The organism is Cohnella ginsengisoli (assembly GCF_029525555.1).
Lineage (GTDB): Bacteria > Bacillota > Bacilli > Paenibacillales > Paenibacillaceae > Cohnella > Cohnella ginsengisoli.
Genome location: NZ_JAPDHZ010000002.1, coordinates 2186528 through 2213122, shown reverse-complemented (window position 1 = coordinate 2213122; position 26595 = coordinate 2186528). Strand labels below are relative to the sequence as shown.

Sequence of the window (26595 nt, the reverse complement as noted above, 5' to 3'; positions counted from 1 at the left end):
AAGGGAGAGGCTCATATTGACCTTTAAACATGATAATGAAAATGCCGGATACCTTTTGGTCCATTTTATAGGCGAGCAGCCGGACGGGGAACAGGTTTATTTCTCCTACAGCGAGGACGGCTTGCATTGGAAAGATCTAAATAAAGGCTTGCCCGTGCTGCGTTCCGAGCTGGGGGAGAAGGGCGTGCGGGATCCGTTTCTCGTTCGTTCGCCGAAGGCGGACAAGTTTTATCTGATCGCGACGGATCTTCGCATCGCGAGCGGCAAAGGCTGGGAGGCCGCGGTGAATCAGGGCAGCCGCGAGATCATCGTATGGGAATCGGCCGATCTCGTCAATTGGTCTTCTCCGCGGGCGGTGACGGTCGGCGTGCCGGAGGCCGGCTGCGTCTGGGCGCCGGAGGCGATCTATGACGAGGCCGCGGACGATTTCCTGGTGTTCTGGGCTTCCGCGACGCAGGAACCGCACGAACGGGAGCGCAAGCAGAAAATATACAGCGCCCGAACGAAAGACTTTCGAACCTTTACGGCAGCCGAGAAATATATCGAACGGGACAACCATATTATCGACACGACGATCATCGCGCATGAAGGCCGCTATTACCGTTTCTCGAAGGACGAGACCACGAAGAACATCCGGCTCGAGAGAGGCGACTCGCTGGCGAGCGATGCTTTTTCCGATGTGCGCGCGCCCGTCCTCGAAGCGATGTTAGGCGTAGAAGGACCGCAAATCTACAAATTCAACGATCGCGAGGAATGGTGCCTGATCGTGGATCGTTTCGCAGAGGGCAAAGGGTATCTCCCGCTGCTTACTTCCGATTTGGATAGCGGCGAATTCAGGGCGGTGCCTGAAGGCGAATATCATCTTGGAAAAACGAAGAAGCGCCATGGCGGCGTTCTCCCCCTTCGCGCAGCCGAATGCGCCCGCCTGCTGGCCGCGTTCGGCGAATGACGCAAAGGAGCGAATCGCAAATGACCCCTTCCGGCAAATTGACGATCAATACGCAACAAAGAGGAACGCCGCTGGGCGATCTGTTCGGCATCTTTTTCGAAGATCTCAATCACGCCGCGGACGGCGGGCTGTACGCCGAGCTCGTCCGCAATCGTTCCTTCGAATTCGATCCGATCGATCATCCGGACTATCATGCGCTGTCCGGTTGGGCGAAGATCGAACGCGGGGCCGGCAAGGCGACGATCGCGGTCGATCATGCGCATCCGCTCAATGAACGCAACACGCATTACGCGGTCATCGACATCATCGAGGCAGGGGACGGCGTCGGCATCGCCAACCTGGGCTTCAATACCGGCATTCCCGTCCGGGCCGGCGAGTCGTATCGGTTTTCCGTCTACGCGAGGCGGGACGCCTCCTTTGCGGAGCCCGTGCGCATCGCGATCGAGAGCGAAGACGGCGTAGTTCATGCGGAAGCCGTCATCCAGGTCGAGTCCGCCGAATGGATGCGGTACGAGGCCGTGCTGACTGCGAGCGCGACCGACTTCAGCGGCCGGTTGACGCTCGTGACCCGAGGCACGGGGAAGCTGTATCTGGATATGGTGTCTCTTTTCCCGGAGAAAACGTTCCGCGACCGGCCGAACGGACTTCGTGCGGACATCGCGCAGCTGCTGGCCGACCTGAAGCCGAAGTTCATGCGTTTTCCGGGAGGCTGCCTGGTGCATGACGGTTCGCTGAGCGCGGAAGACCGGGATTCGATGTATCGTTGGAAAAACACGATCGGCGATATCGCGCAGCGTCCCCCTAGGCGCAACAACTGGCGGTATCATCAGACGCTGGGGCTCGGTTATTATGAATACTTTCAATTTTGCGAAGATATCGGGGCCAGACCGATTCCGATCCTGCCGGCCGGCTACGACCCGCATCACAAGCGAATCGTGCCGATCGAGGAGCTGGGCCTGTGGATCGACGACGCGCTCGACCTGATCGAGTTCGCGAACGGCGACGAGTCGACCGAATGGGGAAGCATCCGCGCGAAGCTGGGCCATCCGGAGTCTTTTAATCTCGAATACATCGGCATCGGGAACGAAGAGGTGGGCGCGCCGTTTTTCGAACGGTATGCGTACTTCCATCGGGCGATCAAGGACAAGTATCCGGAGATGAAAATCATTAACTCCAGCGGTCCCTTCGCCGCGGGCGGCGAGTACGAACGCGGCTGGCGCTCGGCCAGGGAGAACGAATCGGACCTGGTGGACGAGCACTATTACCAGTCGCCGGAGTGGTTCCTGGCCAACGTCGGCCGCTATGACCGCTTCAAGGCGGATGACCCCAAGGTATTTCTCGGCGAATACGCTTCATGGGGCAACGCCTATTACAATGCGCTGGCCGAGGCCGCCTTCATGACGGGACTCGAGCGGAATGCGCATGCGGTCGGCCTGGCGTGTTATGCGCCGCTGCTCTGCAACGTCGATTACGTGAATTGGAAGCCGGATATGATCTGGTTCAACAATCACGAGGTATTCGGAACCGCCAATTATTACGTTCAGCAGCTGTTCATGCGCCACCAAGGCGACTGCTTGCTTCCGATCGAGGCTGCCGGCATGAAGGCGTCCGAGCCTTCTCGAGAAGTGACGCCCATCCGCGGCGGATTCGGAGTCGGCGCGAATGCGAACGCGGTCGAGTATTCCTCGATCCGGTTGATCAATCATGCGACGGGCGAGACCCTCTCTTATCCGGATAGGGCACTTGACCGAACGGGAGCTGGAGACAAGGATATCGCCATGCTGGGCGCTACCGATTGGGACGACTATACGTTGTCGCTCAAAGCCAAGAAAACCGGCGGCGGTCAATGGGGATTCGCCGTTTACTTCGGATGGACCGACGAGCGGCAGCATCTGCAGTGGGACATCGGCAGCTGGCAGAACCAGGATTCCATAATCCATTCCGTCGTCGGCGGCAAAGGTTCGGTGCTCACCCAAAGCTTGTTCGAAGTCCAGAACGGCGTGGAGTACGACCTGACGCTTCGCGTGACGGGACGAAAAATACTGGCCTCCATCGACGGGGCCGCGGTCGCCGAGACCGAGGACCATATCCCGTACATCGAGCCGCTGTATTATTCGGTGAGCCTGGAGGAAGCGACGGGCGATACGATCTTGAAGGTCGTCAACGTGCGCTGCGAGGCCGAGACCGTAGAGCTTGCGTTCGAGGGCATGGAGAGCGGCCGTCCGCTCGTCGCGGAAGTGCACGAGCTGAGCGGCTATGGTCTAGCGGACGAAAATTCGTTCGAAGAGCCGATCAAGATCGCGCCGCGTACGAAGAACCTCACGGTCGAGGGGACGGCATTCGCGTACGAGTTTCCGAAGCATTCGGTGACGGTCATGAGAGTGCGGGGGGTATAACGCCGGCGACAGAAAGTACCAGGCAGAAACAAACGCAGTACGAACGCCGCGATCAGGGTGACAGAAGTCCTAACCGGTAACAGGATTGCCCCCGAACGCTGCGTGCCGGCCTCATTAAGTCTCGACTAGAAACAAACGCAGTCCGAACGCTGCGTGCCGGCCGCAGAAAGTCTCGACTAGAAACAAACGCAACCCGAACGCTGTGTGCCGGCCGCAGAAAGTCTCGACTAGAAACAAACGCAGCCCGAACGCTGCGTGCCGGCCGCAGAAAGTCTCGACTAGAAACAATCGCAGCCCGAACGCTGCGTGCTGGCCGCAGAAAGTCTCGACTAGAAACAAACGCAGCCCGAACGCTGCGTGCCGGCCGCAGAAAGTCTCGACTAGAATCAAACGCAGCCCGAACGCTGCGTGCCGGCCGCAGAATGTCTCGACTAGAAACAAACGCAACCCGAACGCTGCGTGCCGGCCGCAGAAAGTCTCGACTAGAAACAAACGCAGCCTGAACGCTGCCATCAAGCTGCGACAAGTCCTAACCAGAAATACGTCGAGTCCCGGACGCCAGCGTCCGGGACTCTCTCATTCTCCACTCAAAGGTCCGGCAAGCCCGCAAGCCGGTTCTAGCTCAACCTCACCAATCTCGCGCCATGCGACGCAACCCTCAGCTCCAACCGCTCCCCGACCGCGCCGAGCGGCTCGGACGCCCACATATCGAACGCCGCAGCGTCGGCGCCATCGTTCCAGCCGAGCGCTTCCAACGCGACGCCTACCTGCAGCGGTGCGTCGCCCGTGTTGAACAATGCGACGTAGCGCACGCCGTCCGGCCCGTTCGACGACCAGACGATGCGGTCGCCGTCCCGCGACACCAGTCTGGCGTCCGTTCCGCCGCGATGCATCGCGAGCACGTCGCGGTTCGTGAGCAGCGACAGCGTCCAGTCGTCGTTGTCGTTCAGTTCGCCGCCGAAGAACAGGGGAGAGCGGAACAGCGTCCACAGCGTCATCATCGTCACCTGCTCGTCCTTGGTGAAGCGCGTCCAACGGTCTGCGCCGCCGCCGTCGACCGAACGGATGCCGATATGCCCGAGCGGCAGCATGTCGCAGTCCGGCCAATGTCCGGGTCCCGTCCGGCCCTGCCACTGCTCGCAGCGGTCGAACATATCGAGCAACAGATCCCACAGATCCCAGAAGTCGTCGGTCATCCGCCACATGTTCGCGTTCGCCTCCAGGAAGTCGGCATGCGCGATCGGCGCAGGTCCCGGCGACAGGCTCAGCGTCATCGGCCGTCCGCATCGGTCGATCGCCGCCCGGATCATCGCGATCTCCGGCAGATGCGTATCGTACAGCCGGGATGCGGCGATATCGTCCACCTTGACGAAGTCGACGCCCCACTGCGCATACAGCTCGAACAGCGAATCGTAGTAGGCCTGCGCGCCTTCCTTGGACGCGTCCACGCCGTACATGTCGGTGTTCCACGGGCAGATCGAATTCGGGTGCGCGATGTCGCGCGCGGTCGCGGAGGTTCCTTTGATCGCCGTAGCGGCATGCGCGGCCTGGCGCGGGATACCCCGCATGATGTGAATGCCGAACTTGAGCCCCAGCCCATGGACGTAGTCGGCAAGTGGCTTGAAGCCTTGGCCGTCCGCCGCGGACGGGAACCGGTTCACTGCCGGCACCAGCCGCGAATATTCGTCCATCTCGAGCGGCACGAACGAACGGTACTGCGAAGAGACGGCGCCGGGTTCGTACCACTGGATATCGACGACGACGTATTCCCAGCCGAAGTCCTTCAGGTGCTCGGCCATGTAGTCGGCATTGGCGCGAATTTCTTTTTCGGTCACGGCGGCGCCGTAGCAATCCCAGCTGTTCCAGCCCATCGGCGGCGTCGGGGCAACGTGATGATGATTCAAGCGAAGACACTCCCTATCGATGAGATATGATTGCGGTCGTGTCCTCATCATAATGCCGCCGGAACTTGCTGAACACCGTAATTTTGGACGATCGATAGCACAAAATTGCTGCTCGTCATGAATCGTAGAACAGCCGGCTGTACGGGAGCTGACGGCCCTCGCGATACTGGCCGGGCGTCTGGCCGGTCAGCCTGCGGAACACTTTGATAAAATAACTGCCGCTCGAATACCCGACGGCGGAGGCGATCGCTTCGATGCTCCAATCGGTCCGGCCGAGCAGCTCGACGGAGCGTTCGATCCGCACCCGGTTCAAATAATCGTTCGGCGTCTGCCCGACGTAACGCGAGAACGTCCTGAAGAAAGTGGTACTTGGACAAGCCCGACTTGGCGGCCAGCTGCGATTGTCCGACCATCTCGGCGTAGTTTGCGTCGATGTAGCGGACCGCCGCGCGCACGGCGTCCGGCCAAGACTCCCGCTCCCGGTCAGGAGCGGACGCGAAGCGGGCGAGCGCCATGACGAATTGATAGACATGGGCGGAAGCGGTGTACGGGTCCGTGATCTTGCCCTCGCGCGCTTCCTCGAAGATCGCCCGCAGCTTGCGGATCGGGGCGCTGCCGGCCGGCAGCTCGAAGACGTCTCCGAGCTTGGACTTGATCGCTTCCCAAGCGGGGAGGAGAAGGCGCGGTCTGAACAGCAGAAAATAAAAGGCCCATTCCGCCTTGTCCGCAGGCAGGTAGTAACGATGGTCCCCCCGGAATCTCGACGAGAAAGGCCGAGCCCGTGCCGACGTCTTCGCGCCGCGTCCCGATCTCGACGGCGCCTTCGCCGGCCAGCGTATATTGAAACAGCAGGAGCGGTCCGTCGTCGCGCTTCAGGCCGTCCCAGCGATAGGAAGCGCTCGTCTCCCGTTCCCGTCCGACCGCGAACAAGCCGCAGAGCGGCAGCTCGGGGGGGATCGGCGAAGCGGAAGCCGTAGGTGCCGTATTCGGCGGCATCGGTCATAGCATCGTCTCCTTTCCGCAACCCGCAAGGTCAATCATAGAAGATGGCATCGTACGGGAACTCCAGCTTCTTGTTCCGGTACGCAGCCGGAGACAGGTTCATGTATTCCCGAAACACCTTGCCGAAGTAGCTCGGACTGTCGAAGCCGCACCGCCTACCCACTTCTTGGACAGGCAAATCCGTCGTTCGGAGCATCGCGATCGCGGCCTCCACCCTTCGGTCCCGCAGATAGGCGAGCGGCGAGGTGTGTTCGGCCTTTTGGAACAATCGGTAAAAATGGTATTTGTTCACCCCAAGCTGCCCGGCGATCGCATCCAGCGTTAGAGGCGAAGCGAAGTTCGCCTTCATCAGCTGCTTGGCTTCGTGCAGGAGCGTATGGGACTTCGAGCTGACTTCCCGCCCCGATTCCCGGCTCGACTGGAGCAGCGATAGCATCCATTCGTAGGCGAGGACGGACAGCCGGTACTTATCCGTTATCTTTTCCTCGGAGATTGCCCGATAGAGCTTCCACAGATGCAGAATCAAGGGCGATTCCGCATTCCTGCGGATAATCGTCCCTTCCTGCGCCAGGACGAGGTCCCAGATCCGGCTGGCTTCGTCGCCGCGCAGATTAAGCCAGCGCACTTCCCAGGGGGGCGCCGTTCTCTTCGTAATAGTAGCGGTGACTGCCCGGAATCCGGACGAGAAACGCGGAGCCCTTCGGCAAGGGAACGCGCCGCTGCTCGTATTCGATATAGCCTTCGCCGCTAAGCGTATATTGGAAGATGACATGCCCGCAATCCGGGCGGTTATCTCCCGAGAAGGCGTATTCGGCGCTTTGGATGCGCTGCCAGCCGATCGAGCCGATGGTCAACATCGCTTCTGCTCTGGCTCATCTTTAAGGGCGTTAAGCCGCGTACCGAGGGTTAAGTGAATAACTTTTGCTCCTTCACGTCGTTAACGATATCCAGTGCTTCGCGTAGATTCTCGAGCATTCCGTCGTCGTTGTATTTCTCCACCAGCTTCGCGGCGTACAGCAGATCGTTGGATGCCCCATAATCGTTAACGGCATTCGCCAGCGCTTGGTATACGGCAGGGTCAAGGGCGCGGCTGTCGATACGAGCGACGTTCGAACCCGGGTTCGCGACGATTCGCTCCAGCCGCGCGCTTGCCTCGTCCAGCGATAAAGTTAAAGCGGGTCCGCTTGCAAAAGCGTCCGGCAGCAGCGTTTTAAAAGCGATTCCCCCCGACGATCGATAAGGAGAGAAGGAGCGCGATGCCGTCCTTCCACCAATGCTTCATCATGAATAGATCCCCTTGAAAATTATAAATTAACCATATATGGGTAATGCCATTATAATGGATGAACGGTCCCGCGTATAAGAGGAAAATGATAAGATAACGCGACCGTCGTTCTGTTTATTACGTAGTAAGCTCTTGATATCAACTAGGAGGGACTATTCATCGTGGATTCGGACAGTCAAAGGACAAGCTTTATCGCATTATTGAAAAAAGGAAACACCTCTTCGGCGGCGGCCGCCATCGGCAATACCGGGGTCGCGATCGTCAAAGGGATCGCCGCGGTCACGACGGGCAGCGGGGCGATGTTCGCATCGACGATGCACTCGATCGCCGATGCCGTGAATCAAGCCTTCGTCTTCGCCGGAAGCGTGCTGGCGGAGAAAAAGCCGACGCGCCGTTTCCCGACCGGGTTCGGCCGGGTCATCAACTTGTTCTGCATGGTGGCCGTCATCGTCGTCACCGTAATGGCGTACGAGACCATGCTCGAAGGCTTTCACTTGCTGAAGCACCCGTCGGCTGAATCGCACGGATTCTGGTTTAATCTCATTGTGTTGCTCCTATCCATCGCGGTCGACGGATTTGTTCTCATCAAAGCGATGAAGGAGATCGTCCATGAGTCGCGGGCGGAAGCGAAGGGGCTGGCTATCATCCCCCCAAGCGTTCAAAAACGTAGGACGCGCCGCGCCGCCGACGCGTTTGGTCTTTTACGAAGATCTCGTCGCGACGACGGGTGCGCTTCTGGCGCTGCTGGCCGTTGTGGTGACGTCGCTGACGAGCTTTCATTTGCTAGACGGCATCTCGACCATCCTCATCGGCTTATTAATGGTCGGGGTCGCGTTCAAGGTCGGCTATGACAACATGGTCGGGCTCATCGGCGTATCCGCGCCTAGGGACGTGGAGGATAAAGTCGCGCAGATCATTTTCTCCAACAGCTACGTGACCGATATTTATCAGATGCGGATTCTGCAGGAAGGCCGATACTATCACGTCGAGGGACTGATCGAGCTTCGCCCCGGTTTGTCGCTGGCGGACGCGGACGATATCAAGTTCAAGATCCGGGATCGTCTGCTGCTGGATGCCGACATTGCGGACGTGACCATCGGGATTATCGAAGACAATGGCGTGAGAAACTGGAATCCGGAGCCTGTTAATTCTTAAGAACGTCAACGAACGGTGAACCCTACTTAAATATTTTAGCCTGCCGGCGCGAATCGGCAGGCTTTTTTTTATCGTTGAGCGATTCAAGCAACTTTTGATCCGAATGGATCGTTCTAACTCATAATGGAAGGGGATGGATGGGTTGAGAATCCTTGTGATTGTCATTTTGCTTCTGAGCATCGCTGCGACAGGGTGCGCGAGCGGTACGGGCAAGAATGGCAAAGTCATGCTGGACGGAAAAGAAATCGTGTCCGTCAAGCTGGAATGCGCGGACTTTTGCAAGCGTGCGGAGACGCCTCCGTTTGCGGAAAAGACTTTTACGAAGGAAAATGGCGATGCGCTGAAGGTATTTCATAAGGGGATCGTTAATGCGGAAAAAATGAATGGCGTAGTGGATTATGTCGTCACTTTCTTCATGTATCTCGCGTTCGAGGACGGTACGCAAAAGAAATACGTACTCAACGTGGCAGACGAAGACGGGATGAATGCCTTGCTCGTGAATACGGAGGAGAGCAGTCAGGGGTACACGATATCCAAAGACCTGACGAGTGAATTGAGAAGCTTTATTTACGGGGGGGAGTCGGAGCGGAGGATGAAATTAAAAAAGAAGTTTGCTTGCGGCTGCTCTTGCGCTTGCGGTCGCTATCCTCATCGGCTACAGCTATTACAATCGGCATTATACCGAAAACGCCATCTTGGATCATGTTACAAGACGAGATGGATACAGGCTGGATACGCTACAAGAACAGGTGCCTATCGAATTTTTCATTAAGCCTGAATGGATCGCTTTTCAACCCGAGGAGCGAAAAAACTTGGATATAAATTTACTTCAAACGCACCGTACAACGATTCTTCTTGACGACGTATGGAACAGAGGGAAATTCGCAAATGACATCTATTTCAGCTTTCATGCCGCCTTTAACCTGAAATTCAGGTCCGGAGAATTCTTGTACAATGGCGTTTTTCATGAGAACGGTTCTTTCTCATCGCCATCCCCGGGAGAAATAACGATTTACGATATGAACAAAAACAAGATATCCGTGGGCCAGCATGGTTACGGACCGGGCGCCGATTTTTCTTTTGGGATCTCGCTGGAGGACCGGAAACGGATCGAAAACGGATTTTATGTCAAATACACGGGTTATATTTTATATCATTATTCGAAGACCTGATACGATGGAAGGCGGCAATTCCTGCATGGCAGCTTGGCAGTAGAATAAAGGCCATGCAACCTTCGGGTTCACCCTCGCTGACAAGTGCGGGTTGGAGTAGGCTGTCCATCGGCGAATTATTTGGCTGCTCAGTGCCTGCTTTTACATTTTCGAGCCAAATTACTATACGGTGACATTATCGCGGAACAACTACGCGGAAGCAGCCCATCCATTGACAGATCAACGATCGACTTCTATAATCGGATTAAATGAATACGTATTCAGAAAGGATTATTCATGATCTCCTCCATCGATGTGGCGAAGAAGGCCGGTGTGTCCCAGGCTACGGTGTCGCGAGTGTTGAACAATCCACAAAGCGTGAAGCCGGAGACCAGAATGAAGGTGCAGCAAGCCATGGAGCAGCTTCAGTATGTTCCCAACCTGATTGCCAGAAGCCTGGTTACCAATACGACCCGGACGATTGCGCTGATTTCAGGCTCTCTGCAGAACGGCTTTTTTGCCGAAACGACCGATTCCATCGTTCAATTTGCGAAGCATAAAGGCTACAAAACGCTTGTTTATTTCGAAGACGAGAACAAGATTCCGGATTTGTTTGATTTGATCATGAGCAGCAAAGTGGACGGCGTGCTGTTGTCGCTCATCAAGCTCGACGATCCGCTTGTGGAACAGTTGGAGCGGGTCAAGGTGCCCTGTGTCTTTTTTTAATAGGAGGTCTAAGAGCGGAGGTCATTATGTCGTCCTTGACAATCCATCGGCCGTGGCGGAGGTTACGCGTCACCTGATTGGCCTGGGTCACCGCAAAATAGCTTATCTGTCCGGGAAAACGGACTTCTCGACCTTCCAGGAGAGAAGCGTCGGATTCAAGCAGGTGATGCAGGAGCACGGTCTGGAAATGAAGCCGGAATGGACGAGTTTTATCGACACGACTACGGAAGAGATTGAAAGAACGGTATTCACGATGTTGAACCGTCCGGAGCTGCCGACCGCCATCATTTGCGCAACGGACGCCATCGCGCTGATCTGCATGGATATCATCCTCATGATGGGTCTGAGGATTCCGGAGGACATCAGTCTGGCGGGGATCGATAATACGCGGATGGCGTCCCATCGTGCCGTTCAGCTGACTACAGTCGGCCATCAGAAATTCGCCATGGGCAGCATCGCAGCCGAATCCCTTTTCGAGTTGATTGAAAAAGGCGATTCCGAGAGGAATGCCATCCAGATCACGTTAAGGCCGGAGCTGATTGTGAGAAAGACGACGGGTCCCGTAAACTCATCCGGTAGCTAAGGAACATCGAGGAAGCCTCCTGCTTGGCGCAGGGGGCTTCTTGCATGATCTCCGCTGCTGCAAAAAAGGCGAAGAAATCGTGGTTGACGAAAAGTTAGGCAGGTGTTACCATTTCCGTGAATACGTATTCATTACCTGCGAAGGAGCATAAAAATGGTCAAGTACATCAAGCAGGGCATGACGCCCGCCGACTTCCATCAGGAGGATCAAACGGTCTACGATACCGTCCGATCTGTGATTCGGGATGTGTCCGCACGCGGGGATGAGGCGGTAAGGGAGCTGTCCGGGAAGTTTGACCGCTGGTCCCCCCGAACACTTCCGGCTCAGCGTTGAGCAGATCTCCGAGATCGTGAGGTCCGTGCCGGATAGCGTCAAAGAAGATATCCGCTTCGCACAGACCCAAATTCGCAATTTTGCTGCGAAACAAAGGGAAACGATTCATGATCTGGAGGTTGAGACGCTGCCGGGCGTCGTGCTTGGCCATAAACACATCCCGGTAAGCAGCGTGGGCTGTTATATTCCGGGCGGCCGTTATCCGATGGTCGCATCGGCGCACATGAGCATTTTAACGGCAAAAGTGGCGGGGGTCTCCCGCGTGATCGCGTGTACGCCGCCGATTGAAGGAGCCGTACCCGCCGCCACGGTCTGTGCGATGGCCATGGCCGGAGCCGACGAGATTTATATTCTAGGCGGCATTCAGGCGATGGCCGCCATGGCCATTGGAACCGAAACGATCAAACCGGTGGATATGCTGGTTGGCCCTGGAAACGCTTACGTTGCCGAAGCCAAACGGCAGTTGTACGGAAAAGTGGGGATCGATTTATTCGCAGGGCCGACGGAGGTTCTGGTCATCGCCGACCATACGGCGGATGCCGAAATGGTCGCGACCGATTTGCTGGGCCAGGCGGAGCATGGTCCGACATCGCCTGCCGTTCTCATTACGACGTCGAAGACGCTGGCGCAGGAAACGCTAGTTGAAATTGACCGTCAGCTTGAAAGTCTTCCTACCGCCGATATTGCAGGCAAGTCATGGCGCGACTATGGAACGGTTATGGTTGTCGACAACGTTCAGGAAGCCTTGGCCGAAGCCGACAAGCTGGCTTATGAGCATGTCGAGGTGCTGACGGAAGATCCGGACTATTTTCTGCACAACATGAAAAACTACGGAGCGCTGTTCCTCGGTCCCGAGACAAACGTGGCGTACGGCGATAAGGCGATCGGGACCAACCATACGCTGCCTACGAAGGGCGCCGCGCGGTATACCGGAGGATTATGGGTGGGCAAATATTTGAAGACGGTCACCTACCAACGCTGCACGGAGGAGGCAAGCAGGCTTGTCGGGCAGTATGTTTCCCGTCTTTGCGAATTGGAGCATTTTGCCGGGCATAAAGCGCAAGCCGACTTGCGTGTTCGAAGATACTATTAGAAATTGCACAAATGGAAGGATACCTACGATTACGGCAATTCTCACCTGCTGCACCGCTCATGGCTGCTGGTGGAATTCTAGGGAGGGCTTGTTTAAGAATACGTGTTCTACAAGCTCATCTTTTTTAGCCATGCTACCGAATCCGAAAATACTCCATGAGAACCCGAACTTAATGAATTGGCGCGATGCGGGGCTTGTATTAAAGTAAGCTTACTGGGTCAGGATAGCGTGCCCGAGATTCGTCATCAAGGAAATGGGGAGAATGCCTTGCAGCCAAGAATAACGATCGGCCTGTCGAGCGGATGGACGTTTCGGGTAGACGCTGGAGATATCGGAGAGAACGAGGGTTGGCAGGCTTCAGGGCTTCCTGACGGGAGGGCGGTCGCCGTACCGCATACCTGGAACGTCGAAGAAGGGCTGGAGGATTACCGCGGCGCCGCCTGGTATGCGTACGAATTCGAGGCGGAAGGCGCGTGGCGGTCGAAAAGGGTGAGGATTCAATTCGAGGCCGTCTATCGCGACGCCAAAGTCTGGTTGAACGGGCAACTGATCGGCGGTCATGCCGGATCGGGCTACACGTCGTTTACGCTTGATCTGACCGCCGCGCTATCCTTCGCGCATACGAACCGGCTCGTCGTTCGCGCGGACAATCGCCCAAGCGAGCAGGCGTTGCCGTTCGCCCGCAGCTTCGATTGGGCGGATGACGGCGGACTGATTCGCGGCGTTCAGTTGATCGTATCCGGCCGCCATGCCATCGATTTCGCGAAAATCGACGCCTTGCCGGCGTTTACGGGCGAGCCGGGTTCACCGGCAGGAATGACGGCGGACGGAATCCTCGGCGGCTCCCTTTACTTTGATCGGGTGGAGGCGGGCGCGCGTCCCGAGGTATCGCTTGCTGTCCGGTACGACGGCGAGCTGCTCGCGGAAGAACGATATGCGGTTGAAATGCAGCCCGGAGCCCGGTCGGCGAAGCTGCGCGAGCTGCGTCTGGATGGCATCAAGCTTTGGCATTTCGACCGCCCGCACCTCTATTCGCTTGAGATCGCCGTATATGACAGCGGTGGCGCAAGCGATCGAATCGAGGTTATGCTCGGGTTTCGCGAGATCGTAACGGAAGGCAGCCGCTTGCTGCTCAACCGCGAGCCTGTCCGTTTGATAGGCGTCGAATGGATGCCGGGCTCCAATCCCGAAGTCGGGATGGCAGAGACCGCAGCCGACCTTATTCAGCGCTTGCGCCAGATGAAGGAAGCGAACTGCGTCATTACCCGCTTCCATTGGCAGCAGGATGCGCAGTTGCTGGACTGGTGCGACAGCAACGGCCTGCTGGTCCAGGAGGAGATTCCGCATTGGCAGCAGCCTGCCGCTCCCGACGATGCGCATCTGCCGCTCGCCCTGCAGCATGCCCAGGAAATGATTGACCGCCACTACAATCATCCTTCGGTGTTCGCCTGGGGCATGGGAAACGAGCTGGACGGACAGGATCCCCATACGTTCGCTTATATGGGGAAGCTGAAGCAGGCGTTTCGCCGGTTAGACGCTAGCCGTCTCGTCAACTATGTCAGCAACACCGTGCACCTCGATCCTGCGGGCGACGCTACAGGCGAAGGCGATGTCGTCATGTGGAACGATTATATCGGCACCTGGCACGGGGATTTGAATCGTCAGTCCGTCATTGAGCAAATAACCGCCGCCTATCCGGACAAGCCGCTTGCCGTTGCGGAATTCGGTTTGTGCGAACCCGCTTTTCCGGGAGGAGATCCGCGGCGGGCCAAGATCTTGTCGGACAATATGGCGGAATACAAGCGGCATCCCGAGATCGCCATCGCCATCTACTTCAGCCTGAACGACTATCGGACGCAAATGGGCGAGGAGGGAGAGGGACGGCTGCGAAAAAGGGTGCACGGAAGCACGGATTTGTACGGCAATCCCAAGCCTTCGTTGTCTTTGTTAACCGAGCTCGCGTCTCCGATCCAGCTGGCGGAAGCCGCAAGATACGAGGCGAATCAAGTGAAGGTGAAGCTAACCGTTCGGGACGACCTTCCGAGCCATGCCGTTCGCGGATACCGTTTCACGGCTTCGGTCGGAGAGGGAGGAGGAGCGACGTCTGAGGCTGCGCTGCCGATCCCGGATACGCTTCCGGGCGAATCCGTTGAACTGATCTTCGAGGCCGCGCCCGGGGCGACCCGTATTCCGATCCGAATCGTGCGACCGAATGGATTTGTAGCACTCGCGCAAGAGATTGCGATCGATTGACAAAAGATGGCGTTTCCCTGTCCGGTTGTTCATCCGGACAGGGGAACGCCATCTTCTATTTTCAGCCTTCGACCGTCCAACTCACGTCGTCCCGGTCGATCGTCACGCGGACCGTTCGGCCATCCGCCGTATACACGACGGTCGCCGCTTGGCGCTTCGCGTCGATGTCGAACGATTCAAGACTGGCGGCCGAAGCGCCGGACGCAGCCAGCTGCGGCAAGGCGATGCAGGCGACGCCCGCCGTACCGTCCGCTTGGCCGCCCATGGACAGAACCCGGTTCGGCTCCTTTTCCCCATAGATGCGGGAGATCCAACCGGCTTCTTCGGAGGCGGCGAAGCCGGAGCCTGCTCCGCCGTCCGCCGTCCAGTGCACATGGACGAGCGAGCCTGTGGAGGGATAGACGATGCGGGCCCAAGGCGCGTCACTGCCGGAGCCGGCGTCGCTGCCTCCCAGCTCGACCGCGGCATCCGGATGCAAGTAGAAGCGCTGTTCGATCTGGCGCTCGCCGTCTCCTTCCAGCCAGTCGACGAGGAGGAGGAGATCGACCTCCTTGCCGACGAGCGTCCATCTCCGGTGGAGGACAGGCTTTTCTAGCCGGAGGTATCCGTCGTGCGTCGCTTCGATGAAGGAAAAGCTCGCATTGTCGATCCAGCGAAGCGTCTCGCAGCTTGCGACCGGTTCGCCCCAGCGCTGGGTCGCCTCATAAGGCGTCTGGTCCAGGCCGTCAACCGTTACGGTGTTGTGCGCACGGGTGCTTTTGAAGAGGCGGCGCCATTCGCCTTCCTCGTACGTGTACCTGCCCGGATCAACGAATACGAGCTGGCCGTTCCACATCCATTCGATGCTGAGCGCGTCGGCGTGTCCGTGCGCGCCGCCCATGCAGGCCGCGTCGAAGAACAGATGGTGATTCTTGCTCTTGACGAAATAGTAGCCGGTTTGCTCGAACGCGCGACTGACCGTGGCGGGTGAGAAGGAAGACTGGCTGTCCCGCATGCGCGTATAAACGTCGGCGCCGAACAGCCAAAGCAGCTCCTCGCTCACCTCGCCCGCTTTCAGCAGCGCCTCGTCGTTCAGAATCGCGCCGAGCAAGCCCAGCGGCCGCCGGCCGTGGCTGATCCAGTCCGAATCGCCGATCGGCGTCGCCTGTCCGTCCGGACGGATGACCGCATCGGTGAAGGCGCCCATGCGCGCGAGCTTGTGCGCATACCATTCGGGAAATTCGTACCCGGTCTTGAGGGCAAGCAGATAAGGCGTGCTGAACATGCCGATGCTGCCGTTGTGATAATGCGTCGTCAGCTCGCTCTGCACGCCTTCTTCCCCGACCTGGCGCAGCATGCACAGCTCCAGTCGTTCGGCGGCTAGCTGGCGCCAAAGCGGCGCGCGGGGATGGTCCGCGTGGAAAGCCCCGATCATAAACAGCCCCTGCATATGCATGATCGCATGGTTGATCTCCACGCTACCCAGATACCGGGTCAAATAGTCCGCATGGTCGGCAAGCGCCCCGAAGAAGCGCTCGCGGAACGAATCAGTAATTCGGGGACTTCCTTCGACCATCCGGTACGTCCAGATCCACGATTGCACGCGAAGGCCGGTCTCCAGCAGCCGCCAGGGGCCGGGACGCTGGAAGTAGGTCGCTTCCTCGTAGGGCACCTCTTGGGCAGGGGCGTTCTGCGCCATCCACTCCTCGAAGTGCCGGATGAACGTATGCACGTAATCGTCGCGCCCGGTGAGCAGGTAGGCTTTGCCCAGATCCTCCATATGCCAATGACGGTTAAAAATCCAGGTGAACTCGAGGTCCTTCGTCGGGTTATGCAGCCAGTCGATCGGCGTTCCCATGTGGACCCAGCTGTCCTTGACCATCGTGTAGGGGAGACGGAATTCGTTGCGGCCGGCATGCTCGGCGACGTCCACGGCTTTTTTTGGCCTGCTCGGGATAGTCTTGGGCAAAAATCTTGGCGGCTTCGCGGAGCTCTTCGTGCGTCAGGTAGAACGGATTCATTCGGGCACCTCGGCTTCCAGGAAATCTTGGCGGAGCGGCGTGAACACGTCCAGGATGATCGAATCCTCCAGCGCCACGACGCCATGGGGGACGCGAAGCCCCGCGTAGAAGCTGTCGCCGGCGACCAGGACCGACTTGACGCCGTCCACGGACACCTCGAACTTGCCTTTCACGATATAGCTCGTCTGCTCGTGCGCGTCGTGGGAATGGACTTCGCCGACGCCGCCTTTCTTGAAGCTCACTTCCACCATCATCAGGCTGCCGCCCGTCCCGAGAATTTTCCGGGAGGCGTATTCGTCCACTTTGCGGCTGGGGATATCGTTATTATGAAGGATCATGGCGATGGACCTCCTTTACGTTGTTAGTATAGCGGAAATTAGTTCCGCTATTGCACCGCGGGGCCGCGGTTTGGGCCGTCATAGCGGAAGTTTGTTCCGCTATTGCGCCGCGGGGGCGCGGTTTGGGCCGTCATAGCGGAAGTTTGTTCCGCTATTGCGCCGCGGGGCCGCGGTTTGGGCCATCATAGCGGAAGTTTGTTCCGCTATTGCGCCACGGGTGCGCGGGTTGGGCACGCATAGCGGAAGTTTTTTCCGCTATTGCGCCGCGGGGCCGCGGCTCGGGCCGTCATAGCGGAAGTTTGTTCCGCTAGCGCGCACCCAACTTCCGGGTCAAGCCTTCGCCCAAACGACCGAAGGAGCCGCCTCTCGGTCATGTCATGACTTGGAGGCAGCCCCGAGATCGGATTCGTCTAGTCGTCGGTTATTGGGCGAGCGTACCCTGCAGCTTGGAAGCGTCGAAGCTCGGATCCGCTTCGATCTTCGTCGTGCCGTCCGCGCGGGCTTTGGCGAGCGCCGCGTTGTAGCGGGTATTCAGGTCCGCGATCGTCTTGTCGAGATCTCCGCCTACGATGACGTACTTGGTCAGGACGTCGCCGTATTTCGTTCCTTCCAGGTCGGCTTCCGTCGCGCTCAGCGGGGTGGCCGGGTAGAGGGCGTCGTACTTCGTCGGCAGGAAGCCTTCGATGCCGGGAAGCGAAGGGGTGGAAGCCGCTTCGATGACGTCCGGGATCAGCGATACGCCATAGCCGCTCTCGTAATATTCCTTTTGCAGATCAAGGCTGTAGACGTACTGAAGGAACTTCCAGGCCTTCTCCTTGTTAGGCGAGTCGTTGCTGATGCCGATGTAGGAGCCGCCTACGACGTTGATCGCGCCGTGGATCTGTCCGTCGGCGGTCGGCGGCAGCGCCGCTGCCCAGTTGACGGTCGTCGGGAACTGGTCCTTGTACACGCCCGGCTCGCCGGAGTGGTTGATGTACATGCCGATCTTGCCCTGCGCGAACTGCGCGCGCAGCGGATCCATGTCGAGGCTCTCGACGCCCGGCAGCATGCTGCCGTCTTCCTTCATCTGGCGAAGCGCGAGCGCGATGTCCTTGACCGAGCTGAAGTCGAACTGGCCGCTCTGGAAGTTGTACCCCTCTGCGCCGGTCGTGCCGCTCGCCGTCGATACGGTGATCGAAGGGCGCCAGAAGCCGGAAGAGCTCTTGAAGTTGCTGGCGAAGCCGTACGCGCCGTCGGCCTTGCCGGCCGCGGTGATCTTCTTCGCGTCCTCGACGAGCTCGGCGAGCGTCTTCGGCGGCTCGGCGATGCCCGCTTTGGCGAACAGGTCTTTGTTGTAGATGAGGCGCCACGTCTGACCGATGTTCGGGAAGGAATAGATCTGTCCGTCGATCATGTTCTTGTTCTCGATCAGGATCGATTCGAATCGCTTCTTGGTCGCGTCGTCCATGTAAGCGTTCAGCGGCGTGATATAGCCCTTTTTCACGTAAGTGTCGAGGTTGTTGATCTGCAGGACGTCCGGCGCCTGCTTGCTCGCGAAGGCGATGTCGACCGCGTCCGGATAGTTGTCGGCCATGACGGTCATCTCGACTTCGATGTTGTCCGTATTCGTCTTGTTGAATTCGTCAATCTTGGCCTGCATGAATACGGCGTCGTGGCGGTCCGGCGTCCAGTACGCGATTTTCGTTTTGGCCCCGGAGGCGGCTTGTCCGGAAGCGCTTGCAGATGCCGTGCCGCTATTCGAAGCGCTCGGGGCGGACGAAGCTGCGCCGTCGTTGCCCGAGGATGAACATGCCGCAAGTCCGACGATCAGCGTCGCGCCAAGCGCGGTATAGCCCCATTGCTTCAACATGTATAAAAACCTCCCTTTGTCGTATGCGTTAGCCTGACGGGCGTCCGGCAACTGACTCGATTATAGGACGGAACCCGCGAGAGGGGAGAAGGACATTCCTACTGTGCAGGGAGGAGGAAATCACTTTTTTGTTCCGGTATTCCGTCGGCGTCAGCCCCGTATGCTTCTTGAACAGCTCGCTGAAATAAGGTCGGTCCTCGTATCCGAGAGAGGCGGCGATCTCCTGCACCTGAAGCCCGTCTGCCAGCATCGCTTTGGCTTTTTCCATGCGCTGCTGGGTGACGTACTGCATGAGCGTCATGCCCGTCTCCTTTTTTGAACAGGTTGGCGAAATAGCTCGGGCTGAGATGGACCGATCTGGCGCAGTCGTTCACGGTCAGGCTCTGCTCGATGTGCTCTTCGATATAAGTCTTGGTCCGCACGATCAGCCTCGCGGCGTCGTGGTTTTGCCGGTTCGCGAGCATGCCGCAGCCGTGCGCGCAGTAATCCTGCAGCTTGCGCTGCCAGCCGCCGAGCGACAGGGAGGCGAATTCCTTCATCTCCGCGAGCTTCATCTCGAGCTGCCGCCTTTCTTCGTCCGACACCTGCTCGGACAGCGCGCGGAAAATAGAAAAGGCCAAGCCATAGAGCAGGTTGGTCATCACGGCCGGCTCAGGGGGGCACGGGGTACTGGGAGCACTCCATGAAAATGTCGTCGAGCATCTTCGCGGCTTTGTCCTGATTGCCGGACCGAAGCGCGAACAGCAGCTCCTTTTCCTTGTCGGCCGAGAAGCGCGGAGAGATGAAGCCGCTCTTCTCCGTATAGGGCAGCACGCAGTTGCCGCCGCTGTAGAACGCGTAGGACAGCGCGGCCTTGGCCTGCTCATAGGACAGGTAGACGCTCTGGATGGTATCCGCCTGCGAGCCGATGCCGATCGAGACGGACTGCGACGTCCACCGGTCGATATTTTCCCGGCACAGCTCCAGCAGCCCTGCCGTGTCGAGATCCGCCGGCGGATTCAGCACCGCGACGAACTGGTGCACGTTCTCTCGCATTAGGATGAACTTCGTGCGGGAGGCGAGCGTCTCCTCCAGCACGTTCTGCACGGCGAAGCGGGCGAGCTCGATTTCCTTGATCGGGAGCAGGCGGGCCTTCTCCTCGAAGCTGTCGATCTCGGCGACCATGACGAGGAGCGGCGAATAGGCCATCTCCATCTGGAGGAAGCCCCATTGCCGGTTCAGCGACTCCAGGCTCGAGTCGTACCGAAGAAGCCGGCGGCAGAACTCCTGCCGCAGATGGGGCATGCTCTCGGCGAGCTGCAGTTCCATCTGGCGCAGCACGTTGTGGCGGGACAGCTCGCTCAGCACGGCGTCCCTCGCCTTCGCGACGGCGTCGATCACCTGCTGGGGCGTGAACGGCTTCAGCAAATAATCGAATGCGCCAAGCTTGACCGCTTCCTGCGCGTAGTTGAAGTCGGTATATCCGCTGATGAAGATGATTTTGGAGGGGATATCCCCGTCCGCGACCAGCTTCACCATCTCGATGCCGCTAAGACCCGGCATGCGAATATCGGTGACGACGATGTCCGGCTTTTTTGTCCCGGATCAGGGCGAGGCCCTCCGCGCCGTCCAGCGCCGTGCCGACGACCTCGATTCCGTGTCGCTCCCAAGGGATGCGGGTCGCGATTCCGTTCACGACCGTCTTAATATCGTCGATGACGCACATCGTGACGATCCGTTCCATCAAGACGCCTCCTTCGGCAGGGGAATAAGCAAGCTAACAGCCGTTTCTTGACCGGGCACGCTCGAGAGCGTCATCGACGCCTGGGCGCCGTAAGTCAGCTGCAGGCGCGCCCGCACGTTCGCAAGCGCATAGCCGCCCTTCGTGGGCGTATCCGAACCGTTCATCCGCCGGAGCACCTGCTCCACGTCCATGCCGCTCCCGTTGTCCGCGACGCGCAGCAGCAGGTTGGCGCCATCCCGGCGGACGTCGATGCTGATTTTCCCGTTTTCTCTCACATGCTCCAACCCGTGCAGAATCGAATTCTCGACGAGCGGCTGCAGCAGAATTTTCAGAATAGGCATTCCAAGCAGCTCAGGGTCCCCCAGCTCGATCGAGAAGTCGAAGCGGTCTTCGTAGCACTTCTGCTGGATGAGCAAATATTGACGGACGTGGTCGAGCTCCTTCTCGAGCGTCGTGATCTCGTTGCCGTTGTTCAGCCCGAGGCGGAACAGCAGGGACAGGGAGAAGATCATCTCCTGCACGTCGCGATATTCCTCGCTCTCGCTTTTCCAATAGATCGTGTTAAGCGTGTTGTATAAAAAATGGGGCTCGATCTGCGATTGCAGCGCCTTGATCTCCGACTTGCGCTTGTCCTGCTCGAAATCTTTGACCTCTTCGATCAGCGTCTGGATCTGCTCGAGCATCCGGTTGAACTTGTGCCCGACGTGTCCGACCTCGTCCTCGTAGGGGCTCTCGAATCGAACCTCGAGGTCGTTCTGCTCGACCTTGGCCATTAGACGGTGCAGCTTGTAGAGGGGTTTGAGGAGCACGTCCGACAGCACCTTGGAGAAAAGCAGGGCGATGACGACGCAGGCCGCCATGATGATCAGGATCAGCCATCGGATGTTCTTCATCGGCTTCAGCAGCGCCGCTTCGGACTGGATGCCGACGAGCGACCAGCCGCCGTTCATCGTCAGATTGGCGTAATTGACGAGCTGACGGTCGCGAGCCCGGTCTGAAAAACGAAAAAAAGCCCTTCCCGGTACGTTGGGACATGGCGCTCATAAAAGCCGGCTCCTCGTCGAACGCGAGAGACGGACGGGTGGGGCGCACGACCTCCGAGCCGTCGGCGGCGAGCAAGTACAAGCCGACCTTTTCGTCGATCAGATTGTCCTCGACGATCCCCCCGAACGAGCGATTCGTTCAGATTGACGGTCAGGTAGACGTCCGGCGAATACTGGCTGCTGAGCGGTCTGAGCAGCAGGGACAGCACGCGTTTGCCGCCGACGAACAAAGGATCGGCATGCGCGCCGATCCACTGGACGCTCCAGGACGGCCGGTCGAGCCAATCCCCGAACGCCTTCCTGTAGTCGGCCGAAGCCGAGGCGGATCGCGTGTCCTTCGTCGCATAGAATTCGCCGATCGGCGTGCTCAGCAGAACGGACTCCACGAGCGGCTCGTTCAGCTTCAGCTGAACGAACGGAACCTGCAGCGCCGACAGGTTCCGGTAATAGCTGGCGTCGTTTTTCGATTGGACGTCGATCATCGTCTGGACGAAGGCGTCGCTCAGCATGAGGGTATAGGAGGAGACGATGACGTGGCGCAGATGTTCGTCCAGCGCCTGGGCGGACTTGTTGAGCGTATTCTGGCTGAGGCCCAGCGCATTGCGCTCCATGACCCGGGACGCGAAGTAGTCCGAGAGGATGCCGGTCACGAAGATGCAGAACACCGTGAGCAGGATGTAGAACAGCTGAATTCTTTTTTTAAGGGATAACCGATAGTAGGCATGCTTCATGAGTCACACACTCCCGCCCCCCCATTATAGCGCAACGCGTCATCCCTTAACGGCCCCCGCGGACACTTGCATGAAAGACTTGTTGGCAAAAATGTAAACGATCAGCATCGGGAGAATCGACAGACACGCGCCTGCCAGCATCAATTGCGTCTCGGAGGCGGAGCCGATGCTGTAGCGGAGGCCGGCGAGGCCGACGGTCAGCGTCTGCAGCTCGGGCTTCGTCATCGTGAAGACGAGCGGGAGGATATACTCGTTCCAGGCGCCGCGGAAGACGAACAGGCCGCAGACGCCGAGCGCCGGCGTCAGCAGCGGCAGTACGATGCGCCAGAACACCGAGTAGAAGTTGCAGCCGTCGATGAGCGCGGCTTCGTCAAGATCGCGCGGGATCCCCCCGGAAGAAGCCGATCAGCATGAAGAAGATCGAAGCGTGGGCGCTGATGAGGATGATGACGACGCCCCACAGCGACTTCTGCAGGCCGAGGCCGATCATCATGTCGAATTGCGGGCGCAGCACGACGGCGCCGATCGTGATGAACAGTGTGCTGGCTTGCAGGAAAACGTAGAATCGCTTGCCGATAAAGTTGGCGCGGTCGACCGCGTAGGCCGCCATCGTCGTCACCAGCAGCGTGCCGATCGTCGTGGCGGCGCTGACGAACGTGCTGTTCCACGTAAAGCGGGAGAAGTTGGCCGCCTTCCAGGCGGTCGAATAATTGCCGAATTGCCAGACTTTAGGGAAAATCGTCGCGCCGGTCGTCACCTCCAGGTTCGTCTTGAAGGAACCGAGCAGGGTGAGCGCGACGGGGAAGAGCATCAGGAAGGCCGTAACCAGCAGGAAGATCCAAAGTATCGTTCTAGGCAGCACAGCCGCCATTTTCGCCGACGTCATGGGCGCAGCCCCGCTTTCTTAATAGATTTTGTCCATTTTTCTGGAAAAGTAGAAGTAAGCAGCCGTCACGACGCCGACGATGACCGCCGAGGCGAAGCCGACCGCGCTGCCGTAGCCGAAGCGCTGCAAGCTGGCCGTGTCCGCGGAGACCGGGAAAAACTGCTTGAACACGTAGAGGTACATGACGTCGGTCTTGCCGTACGGGCCGCCGCCGGTGAACACCATGATGCTCTCGTAGCCCTTGAGCGCGACCGTGATCGCGTACATGACGATCATCTGCAGGACGGGTCCGAGCATCGGGATCGTGATCTTGAACAGCTTCTGCGACGCGTTCGCGCCGTCCAGGGAGGCCGCTTCGTACAGATCGTTCGGGATGCCTTGCAGCCCGGCGAGGAAGAGCAGCATGTAGTTGCCGACCGCGCCCCACACGGCGATCAGGATCGTGGTGAGCATCGCGTAGTCCGCGCCCAGCCAGTTGATCGGAGAAGAGATCAGATGATATTTCATCAGGAACTGATTGGCCATGCCGTTGTAGGCGTTGAAGATAATGAAGAAGACGATGGACATGACGGAAGCGCTGATGATCGTCGGCAAGAAGTAAATCGCCCGGAGCAGCTGCCTGCCGCGGAACGCCTTGTTCAGAACGACGGCCAGGACCAGCGAGATCGGCAGCGTCAGGATGAGCTTGCCACCGGCGTAAATAAACGTGTTTTTCACCGAATTCCAATATTCAGCATCCCGCATGAGCCGGGAGAAATTGTCCAAGCCGACATAAGTCGCCGTGCCGTAGCCGGCATAGTCGTAGAACATGTACCGGAGCGCCCATAGGATGGGGTAAACCCCCCAGCGCCAGGGTGAGCAGCAGACTCGGCAATATGAATACGTAAGGTTGGATTTTTTTCATGGTCCTGCAACCCTCCTTCAATTATAAATTCGATTATAGGAGAGGGAGGCGGGTGGGCGGGACGGACGATTCGACTGTCGAGAGGGGAGAAAGTGACTGTCATCGAAGAAGGGAGAGGCCGGCAGCAGGAAAAAGAGCAATCGAAATGGAATTTATTTGCGATGCAGCTGCGAGGCGAATGAAGTGCGCCAAGCCTGGCGAGATCGGGGAGATCCCGCACGTTGATTATCGAATTCGACTTTAAGTGAGGGGGGCTCTTCGTGCCATCGGTGTATCTATTGTCAGGCCCGGCGGGCGTCGGGAAGTCGACGACTTCAAAGGCATTGGCTCGCACCCTAAAAAATAGCGCCTATATCTCAGGGGACGATGTGAGCCATATGCATAAGAACGGTCGGCGGAAGCCCTGGGAAAGCGAGCTTGAGTTATCGCTCATTTGGAACAATATATCGAGTTTGACCCAAAACTTCATTTCCAACGGCACTGACGTCGTCATCGACTACGTTACCTTCCCACGCGAAGCTTATTGGCTGAAAGAGAGGCTGAAGGCGTTTTCCGCAGAAGTCGTGTATACGGTATTGTGGGTTGACGCCGAAACGCTGCTGAGCAGAGACCGACTTCGACAACCGGAGCATCAAATGGGGGAACGGTGTCTTATTTTAATTGAAGAGTTTAAGGCATCCGGCTTAGATACCAAGCATCTGCTGGATACGAGCCGCAATCGCGTAGATGCCATTGAGCTCGTGATTCAGGAGATCGTGAGCAACGAACGGTACAGGCTGGGTTGAGAAAATAAACGCATTTCGCTGACGTTTGTCGCAAAGAACGTCTCCGGCCAGGACTTGCCTGCGGGGCCGGATGACTTCCGTATCGCCGATGTAACGATCGGTGGCTACGGTATTTCCGACCCGATTCCCGAGCGCTCGCGTGAGGCCGTTCCTGCAGGCGGCACTTACGAGGTTAACCGAACCCTGTACTCCTCGGAAGGCTCTTTGAAGTATATCCTGGTTGCAGAATGATGCTGCTTATCGCTGACGAAATATTGCTTTAATAAACAGCCTGCCGGGATCCGCCGGCAGGCTGTTTAGCTAACTGGAAGATTAGCGCAACTTTTCAAGTTGCAGGAACGTTAAAGGGGTTATGGAAATGTTTGTTTAATCAATAGTTGGGAGAGATCGGATCGATGAATGGATACCCTGGTAACGAAGGCTCCTTGGGCTTAATAAATGAAATGCCTCCATTTTTCAAGGTGTTTGGAGGCTTTATTCTTATCCTTGTAGTTGGAGGATTCCTGTACGCCATTATACGAGGAATCTCGACATGGACTACAAACAATGCTTCGGATATTATTACGTCTCCCGCAACGGTACTGGATAAAAGAACAGAGGTATGGGGAGGTTCTGGGGACTCCAGTTCAAGTACCAATTATTACGTGACTTTTCAATTAGCTAACCGTACACGTATTGAATTGCCGGTAAGAGGTGATAGGTTCGGACTAATTGTAATTGGTGACCAGGGACAACTTACTTATCAAGGTACGCGTTTTAAAGAATTCACCAGATAGGATGTTACGGCTAGTTGGAAGAGCTTCTTTAATTGAACAGCCTGCCGATTCATACGGCAGGCTGTTGAGCTAACGGGCAGTTTAGCGTGGTCATTTAAAGGATTGAAAATTGGAATTTATAGGAGTATTGTGTGACTCAAGGAGGGGATTAGATGGTGCCACCTGAAGTCAAAGTAATTTCTGTATTAATTACAATATTTCTTGTGCTTTGGACAGGAGCTGCATTGTTCGCCACCTTTAAGCCAAAAACATTTTGGAATATAACTCAAGGGTGGAAGGCAACACGAGAACCTTCACCTCCTTATTTTTTATTTTCTCGAATTGGAACTGCAATATTTGCAGTCATTGGCCTTGTATTGTTAGTCCAACCATATTTCCATTGAAATTTAAGCTAACGGGACACACGATAGTCAGTCCGATTCGCTTGAAGACAGGTCTATACCGATAGGGAGATTGTGGGCCGTGACAAATGAAATGGTGTACACCACTGTAATAGATGAACTCTTAATTACAATCCCTGAACTAAAACCACTCTATGCTGAAAATACGTATATTTGGTTCGACGACTATCTGCCATATGTGGTCTTTGGTTTAGTTGTTGTTCCAACAATGGAAGAACTTCTTAAATATGATTGGCAAAGCCCCGTGTTAAAACGGATTTTCGATTTTATAGAGATAATGATGCAAAGTAAGGGTCAAGTCCATATTTATGTGTAAAATCCTCGTCGAC

General features: G+C 57.5%; 23 protein-coding genes and 4 pseudogenes. 12 read left to right on the top strand and 15 right to left on the bottom strand.

Features of this window, described 5'->3' with window-relative positions:
* Positions 1–16 precede the first annotated feature (16 nt).
* Both OMP38_RS10370 and OMP38_RS10365 read left to right on the top strand, forming a co-directional pair.
* Positions 17–949 (top strand): glycoside hydrolase family 43 protein, encoded by a 933-nt coding sequence (locus OMP38_RS10370; RefSeq protein ID WP_277564996.1) that lies wholly within the window; start codon positions 17–19, stop codon positions 947–949.
* A gap of 20 nt (positions 950–969) precedes the next feature.
* Positions 970–3345: an alpha-L-arabinofuranosidase C-terminal domain-containing protein gene (locus tag OMP38_RS10365; protein ID WP_277564995.1), complete on the top strand. Its 2376-nt coding sequence runs from the start codon at positions 970–972 to the stop codon at positions 3343–3345.
* 617 nt (positions 3346–3962) lie between these two features.
* Here the strand turns inward: OMP38_RS10365 and OMP38_RS10360 are convergent.
* From OMP38_RS10360 to OMP38_RS10340, 5 genes are all read right to left on the bottom strand, one after another.
* A complete protein-coding gene (locus tag OMP38_RS10360; protein WP_277564994.1) occupies positions 3963–5249 on the bottom strand; it encodes a glycoside hydrolase family 27 protein in 1287 nt (428 codons plus the stop codon).
* Positions 5250–5364: 115 nt separating this feature from the next.
* Complete coding sequence (locus OMP38_RS10355) at positions 5365–5781, bottom strand: helix-turn-helix domain-containing protein (protein ID WP_277564993.1); 417 nt, start codon at positions 5779–5781, stop codon at positions 5365–5367.
* Complete coding sequence (locus tag OMP38_RS10350) at positions 5733–6245, bottom strand: cupin domain-containing protein (protein ID WP_277564992.1); 513 nt, start codon at positions 6243–6245, stop codon at positions 5733–5735. Before OMP38_RS10350 ends, OMP38_RS10355 begins: the two co-directional genes overlap by 49 nt.
* Positions 6246–6282: 37 nt before the next feature.
* Complete coding sequence (locus tag OMP38_RS10345; RefSeq protein WP_277564991.1) at positions 6283–6876, bottom strand: helix-turn-helix transcriptional regulator; 594 nt, start codon at positions 6874–6876, stop codon at positions 6283–6285.
* Positions 6863–7108, bottom strand: coding sequence for an AraC family ligand binding domain-containing protein (locus tag OMP38_RS10340; RefSeq protein WP_277564990.1), 246 nt, complete (start codon positions 7106–7108; stop codon positions 6863–6865). Before OMP38_RS10340 ends, OMP38_RS10345 begins: the two co-directional genes overlap by 14 nt.
* A 589-nt stretch (positions 7109–7697) precedes the next feature.
* On the opposite strand from OMP38_RS10340, the pseudogene OMP38_RS10335 reads away from it, so the two are divergent.
* The 6 genes and pseudogenes from OMP38_RS10335 to OMP38_RS10310 all read left to right on the top strand — a co-directional run bounded on the left by OMP38_RS10335 (position 7698) and on the right by OMP38_RS10310 (position 14830).
* Positions 7698–8691, top strand: a pseudogene (locus tag OMP38_RS10335) (cation diffusion facilitator family transporter).
* A gap of 142 nt (positions 8692–8833) precedes the next feature.
* Positions 8834–9463, top strand: coding sequence for a hypothetical protein (locus tag OMP38_RS10330; protein ID WP_277564989.1), 630 nt, complete (start codon positions 8834–8836; stop codon positions 9461–9463).
* 676 nt (positions 9464–10139) lie between these two features.
* Complete coding sequence (locus tag OMP38_RS10325) at positions 10140–10568, top strand: LacI family DNA-binding transcriptional regulator (RefSeq protein ID WP_277564988.1); 429 nt, start codon at positions 10140–10142, stop codon at positions 10566–10568.
* Positions 10555–11151: a LacI family DNA-binding transcriptional regulator gene (locus tag OMP38_RS10320; RefSeq protein ID WP_277564987.1), complete on the top strand. Its 597-nt coding sequence runs from the start codon at positions 10555–10557 to the stop codon at positions 11149–11151. The genes OMP38_RS10325 and OMP38_RS10320 overlap by 14 nt, the downstream gene beginning before the upstream one ends.
* A gap of 153 nt (positions 11152–11304) precedes the next feature.
* Positions 11305–12577, top strand: a pseudogene (gene hisD / locus OMP38_RS10315) (histidinol dehydrogenase).
* A gap of 267 nt (positions 12578–12844) precedes the next feature.
* Positions 12845–14830 carry a glycoside hydrolase family 2 protein gene (locus tag OMP38_RS10310; protein ID WP_277564986.1) on the top strand — a complete coding sequence of 662 codons (1986 nt, stop codon included), beginning with the start codon at positions 12845–12847 and terminating at the stop codon, positions 14828–14830.
* A 61-nt stretch (positions 14831–14891) separates the two neighbouring features.
* Here the strand turns inward: OMP38_RS10310 and OMP38_RS10305 are convergent, their stop codons facing one another.
* The 10 genes and pseudogenes from OMP38_RS10305 to OMP38_RS10260 all read right to left on the bottom strand — a co-directional run bounded on the left by OMP38_RS10305 (position 14892) and on the right by OMP38_RS10260 (position 24304).
* On the bottom strand, positions 14892–16742 hold the full coding sequence (locus OMP38_RS10305; RefSeq protein WP_277564985.1) for an alginate lyase family protein: 1851 nt from the start codon (positions 16740–16742) through the stop codon (positions 14892–14894).
* An 84-nt stretch (positions 16743–16826) separates the two neighbouring features.
* Positions 16827–17168, bottom strand: a complete 342-nt coding sequence (locus OMP38_RS10300; RefSeq protein ID WP_277564984.1) for a cupin domain-containing protein — start codon at positions 17166–17168, stop codon at positions 16827–16829.
* Positions 17169–17589: 421 nt separating this feature from the next.
* The gene (locus OMP38_RS10295; RefSeq protein ID WP_277564983.1) at positions 17590–19017 is read right to left on the bottom strand and encodes an ABC transporter substrate-binding protein; all 1428 of its coding nucleotides are present in this window, start codon (positions 19015–19017) and stop codon (positions 17590–17592) included.
* Between the two features lie 28 nt (positions 19018–19045).
* Positions 19046–19285, bottom strand: a complete 240-nt coding sequence (locus OMP38_RS35735) for a helix-turn-helix domain-containing protein (RefSeq protein WP_420869631.1) — start codon at positions 19283–19285, stop codon at positions 19046–19048.
* Positions 19286–19668: 383 nt separating this feature from the next.
* Positions 19669–20559, bottom strand: a complete 891-nt coding sequence (locus OMP38_RS10285) for a response regulator (protein WP_277564981.1) — start codon at positions 20557–20559, stop codon at positions 19669–19671.
* Positions 20546–20740 (bottom strand): response regulator, encoded by a 195-nt coding sequence (locus tag OMP38_RS10280; protein WP_277564980.1) that lies wholly within the window; start codon positions 20738–20740, stop codon positions 20546–20548. Before OMP38_RS10280 ends, OMP38_RS10285 begins: the two co-directional genes overlap by 14 nt.
* The gene (locus OMP38_RS10275; protein WP_277564979.1) at positions 20740–21690 is read right to left on the bottom strand and encodes a sensor histidine kinase; all 951 of its coding nucleotides are present in this window, start codon (positions 21688–21690) and stop codon (positions 20740–20742) included. Before OMP38_RS10275 ends, OMP38_RS10280 begins: the two co-directional genes overlap by 1 nt.
* A gap of 2 nt (positions 21691–21692) precedes the next feature.
* The gene (locus tag OMP38_RS10270) at positions 21693–22514 is read right to left on the bottom strand and encodes a hypothetical protein (protein WP_277564978.1); all 822 of its coding nucleotides are present in this window, start codon (positions 22512–22514) and stop codon (positions 21693–21695) included.
* Between the two features lie 39 nt (positions 22515–22553).
* Positions 22554–23400 (bottom strand): annotated as a pseudogene (locus OMP38_RS10265) (carbohydrate ABC transporter permease).
* Positions 23401–23418: 18 nt separating this feature from the next.
* Positions 23419–24304, bottom strand: a pseudogene (locus OMP38_RS10260) (carbohydrate ABC transporter permease).
* A 260-nt stretch (positions 24305–24564) separates the two neighbouring features.
* Here OMP38_RS10260 and OMP38_RS10255 point away from each other — a divergent pair.
* The 4 genes from OMP38_RS10255 (at position 24565) to OMP38_RS10240 (ending at position 26582) form a co-directional block, all read left to right on the top strand.
* Positions 24565–25089: an AAA family ATPase gene (locus OMP38_RS10255; RefSeq protein ID WP_277564977.1), complete on the top strand. Its 525-nt coding sequence runs from the start codon at positions 24565–24567 to the stop codon at positions 25087–25089.
* 395 nt (positions 25090–25484) lie between these two features.
* Entirely contained in the window at positions 25485–25865 is a 381-nt protein-coding gene (locus tag OMP38_RS10250; protein WP_277564976.1) for a DUF2500 domain-containing protein, read from the top strand.
* A 152-nt stretch (positions 25866–26017) separates the two neighbouring features.
* On the top strand, positions 26018–26248 hold the full coding sequence (locus OMP38_RS10245) for a DUF6199 family natural product biosynthesis protein (RefSeq protein WP_277564975.1): 231 nt from the start codon (positions 26018–26020) through the stop codon (positions 26246–26248).
* 79 nt (positions 26249–26327) lie between these two features.
* Positions 26328–26582: a DUF7674 family protein gene (locus OMP38_RS10240; protein WP_277564974.1), complete on the top strand. Its 255-nt coding sequence runs from the start codon at positions 26328–26330 to the stop codon at positions 26580–26582.
* Positions 26583–26595 lie beyond the last annotated feature (13 nt).

Excerpts from the sequence above, each read along its gene's own strand:
- OMP38_RS10300 (WP_277564984.1), bottom strand. The coding sequence starts at position 17,168 with ATGATCCTTCATAATAACGATATCCCCAGCCGCAAAGTGGACGAATAC.
- OMP38_RS10245 (WP_277564975.1), top strand. The coding sequence starts at position 26,018 with ATGGTGCCACCTGAAGTCAAAGTAATTTCTGTATTAATTACAATATTT.
- OMP38_RS10275 (WP_277564979.1), bottom strand. The coding sequence starts at position 21,690 with ATGAACGGCGGCTGGTCGCTCGTCGGCATCCAGTCCGAAGCGGCGCTG.
- OMP38_RS10285 (WP_277564981.1), bottom strand. The coding sequence starts at position 20,559 with ATGCCGGGTCTTAGCGGCATCGAGATGGTGAAGCTGGTCGCGGACGGG.
- OMP38_RS10280 (WP_277564980.1), bottom strand. The coding sequence starts at position 20,740 with ATGGAACGGATCGTCACGATGTGCGTCATCGACGATATTAAGACGGTC.
- OMP38_RS10295 (WP_277564983.1), bottom strand. The coding sequence starts at position 19,017 with ATGTTGAAGCAATGGGGCTATACCGCGCTTGGCGCGACGCTGATCGTC.
- OMP38_RS35735 (WP_420869631.1), bottom strand. The coding sequence starts at position 19,285 with ATGGAAAAAGCCAAAGCGATGCTGGCAGACGGGCTTCAGGTGCAGGAG.
- OMP38_RS10325 (WP_277564988.1), top strand. The coding sequence starts at position 10,140 with ATGATCTCCTCCATCGATGTGGCGAAGAAGGCCGGTGTGTCCCAGGCT.
- OMP38_RS10350 (WP_277564992.1), bottom strand. The coding sequence starts at position 6,245 with ATGCCGCCGAATACGGCACCTACGGCTTCCGCTTCGCCGATCCCCCCC.
- OMP38_RS10250 (WP_277564976.1), top strand. The coding sequence starts at position 25,485 with ATGAATGGATACCCTGGTAACGAAGGCTCCTTGGGCTTAATAAATGAA.
- OMP38_RS10270 (WP_277564978.1), bottom strand. The coding sequence starts at position 22,514 with ATGAAGCATGCCTACTATCGGTTATCCCTTAAAAAAAGAATTCAGCTG.
- OMP38_RS10355 (WP_277564993.1), bottom strand. The coding sequence starts at position 5,781 with ATGTCTATCAATTCGTCATGGCGCTCGCCCGCTTCGCGTCCGCTCCTG.
- OMP38_RS10340 (WP_277564990.1), bottom strand. The coding sequence starts at position 7,108 with ATGTTGACCATCGGCTCGATCGGCTGGCAGCGCATCCAAAGCGCCGAA.
- OMP38_RS10365 (WP_277564995.1), top strand. The coding sequence starts at position 970 with ATGACCCCTTCCGGCAAATTGACGATCAATACGCAACAAAGAGGAACG.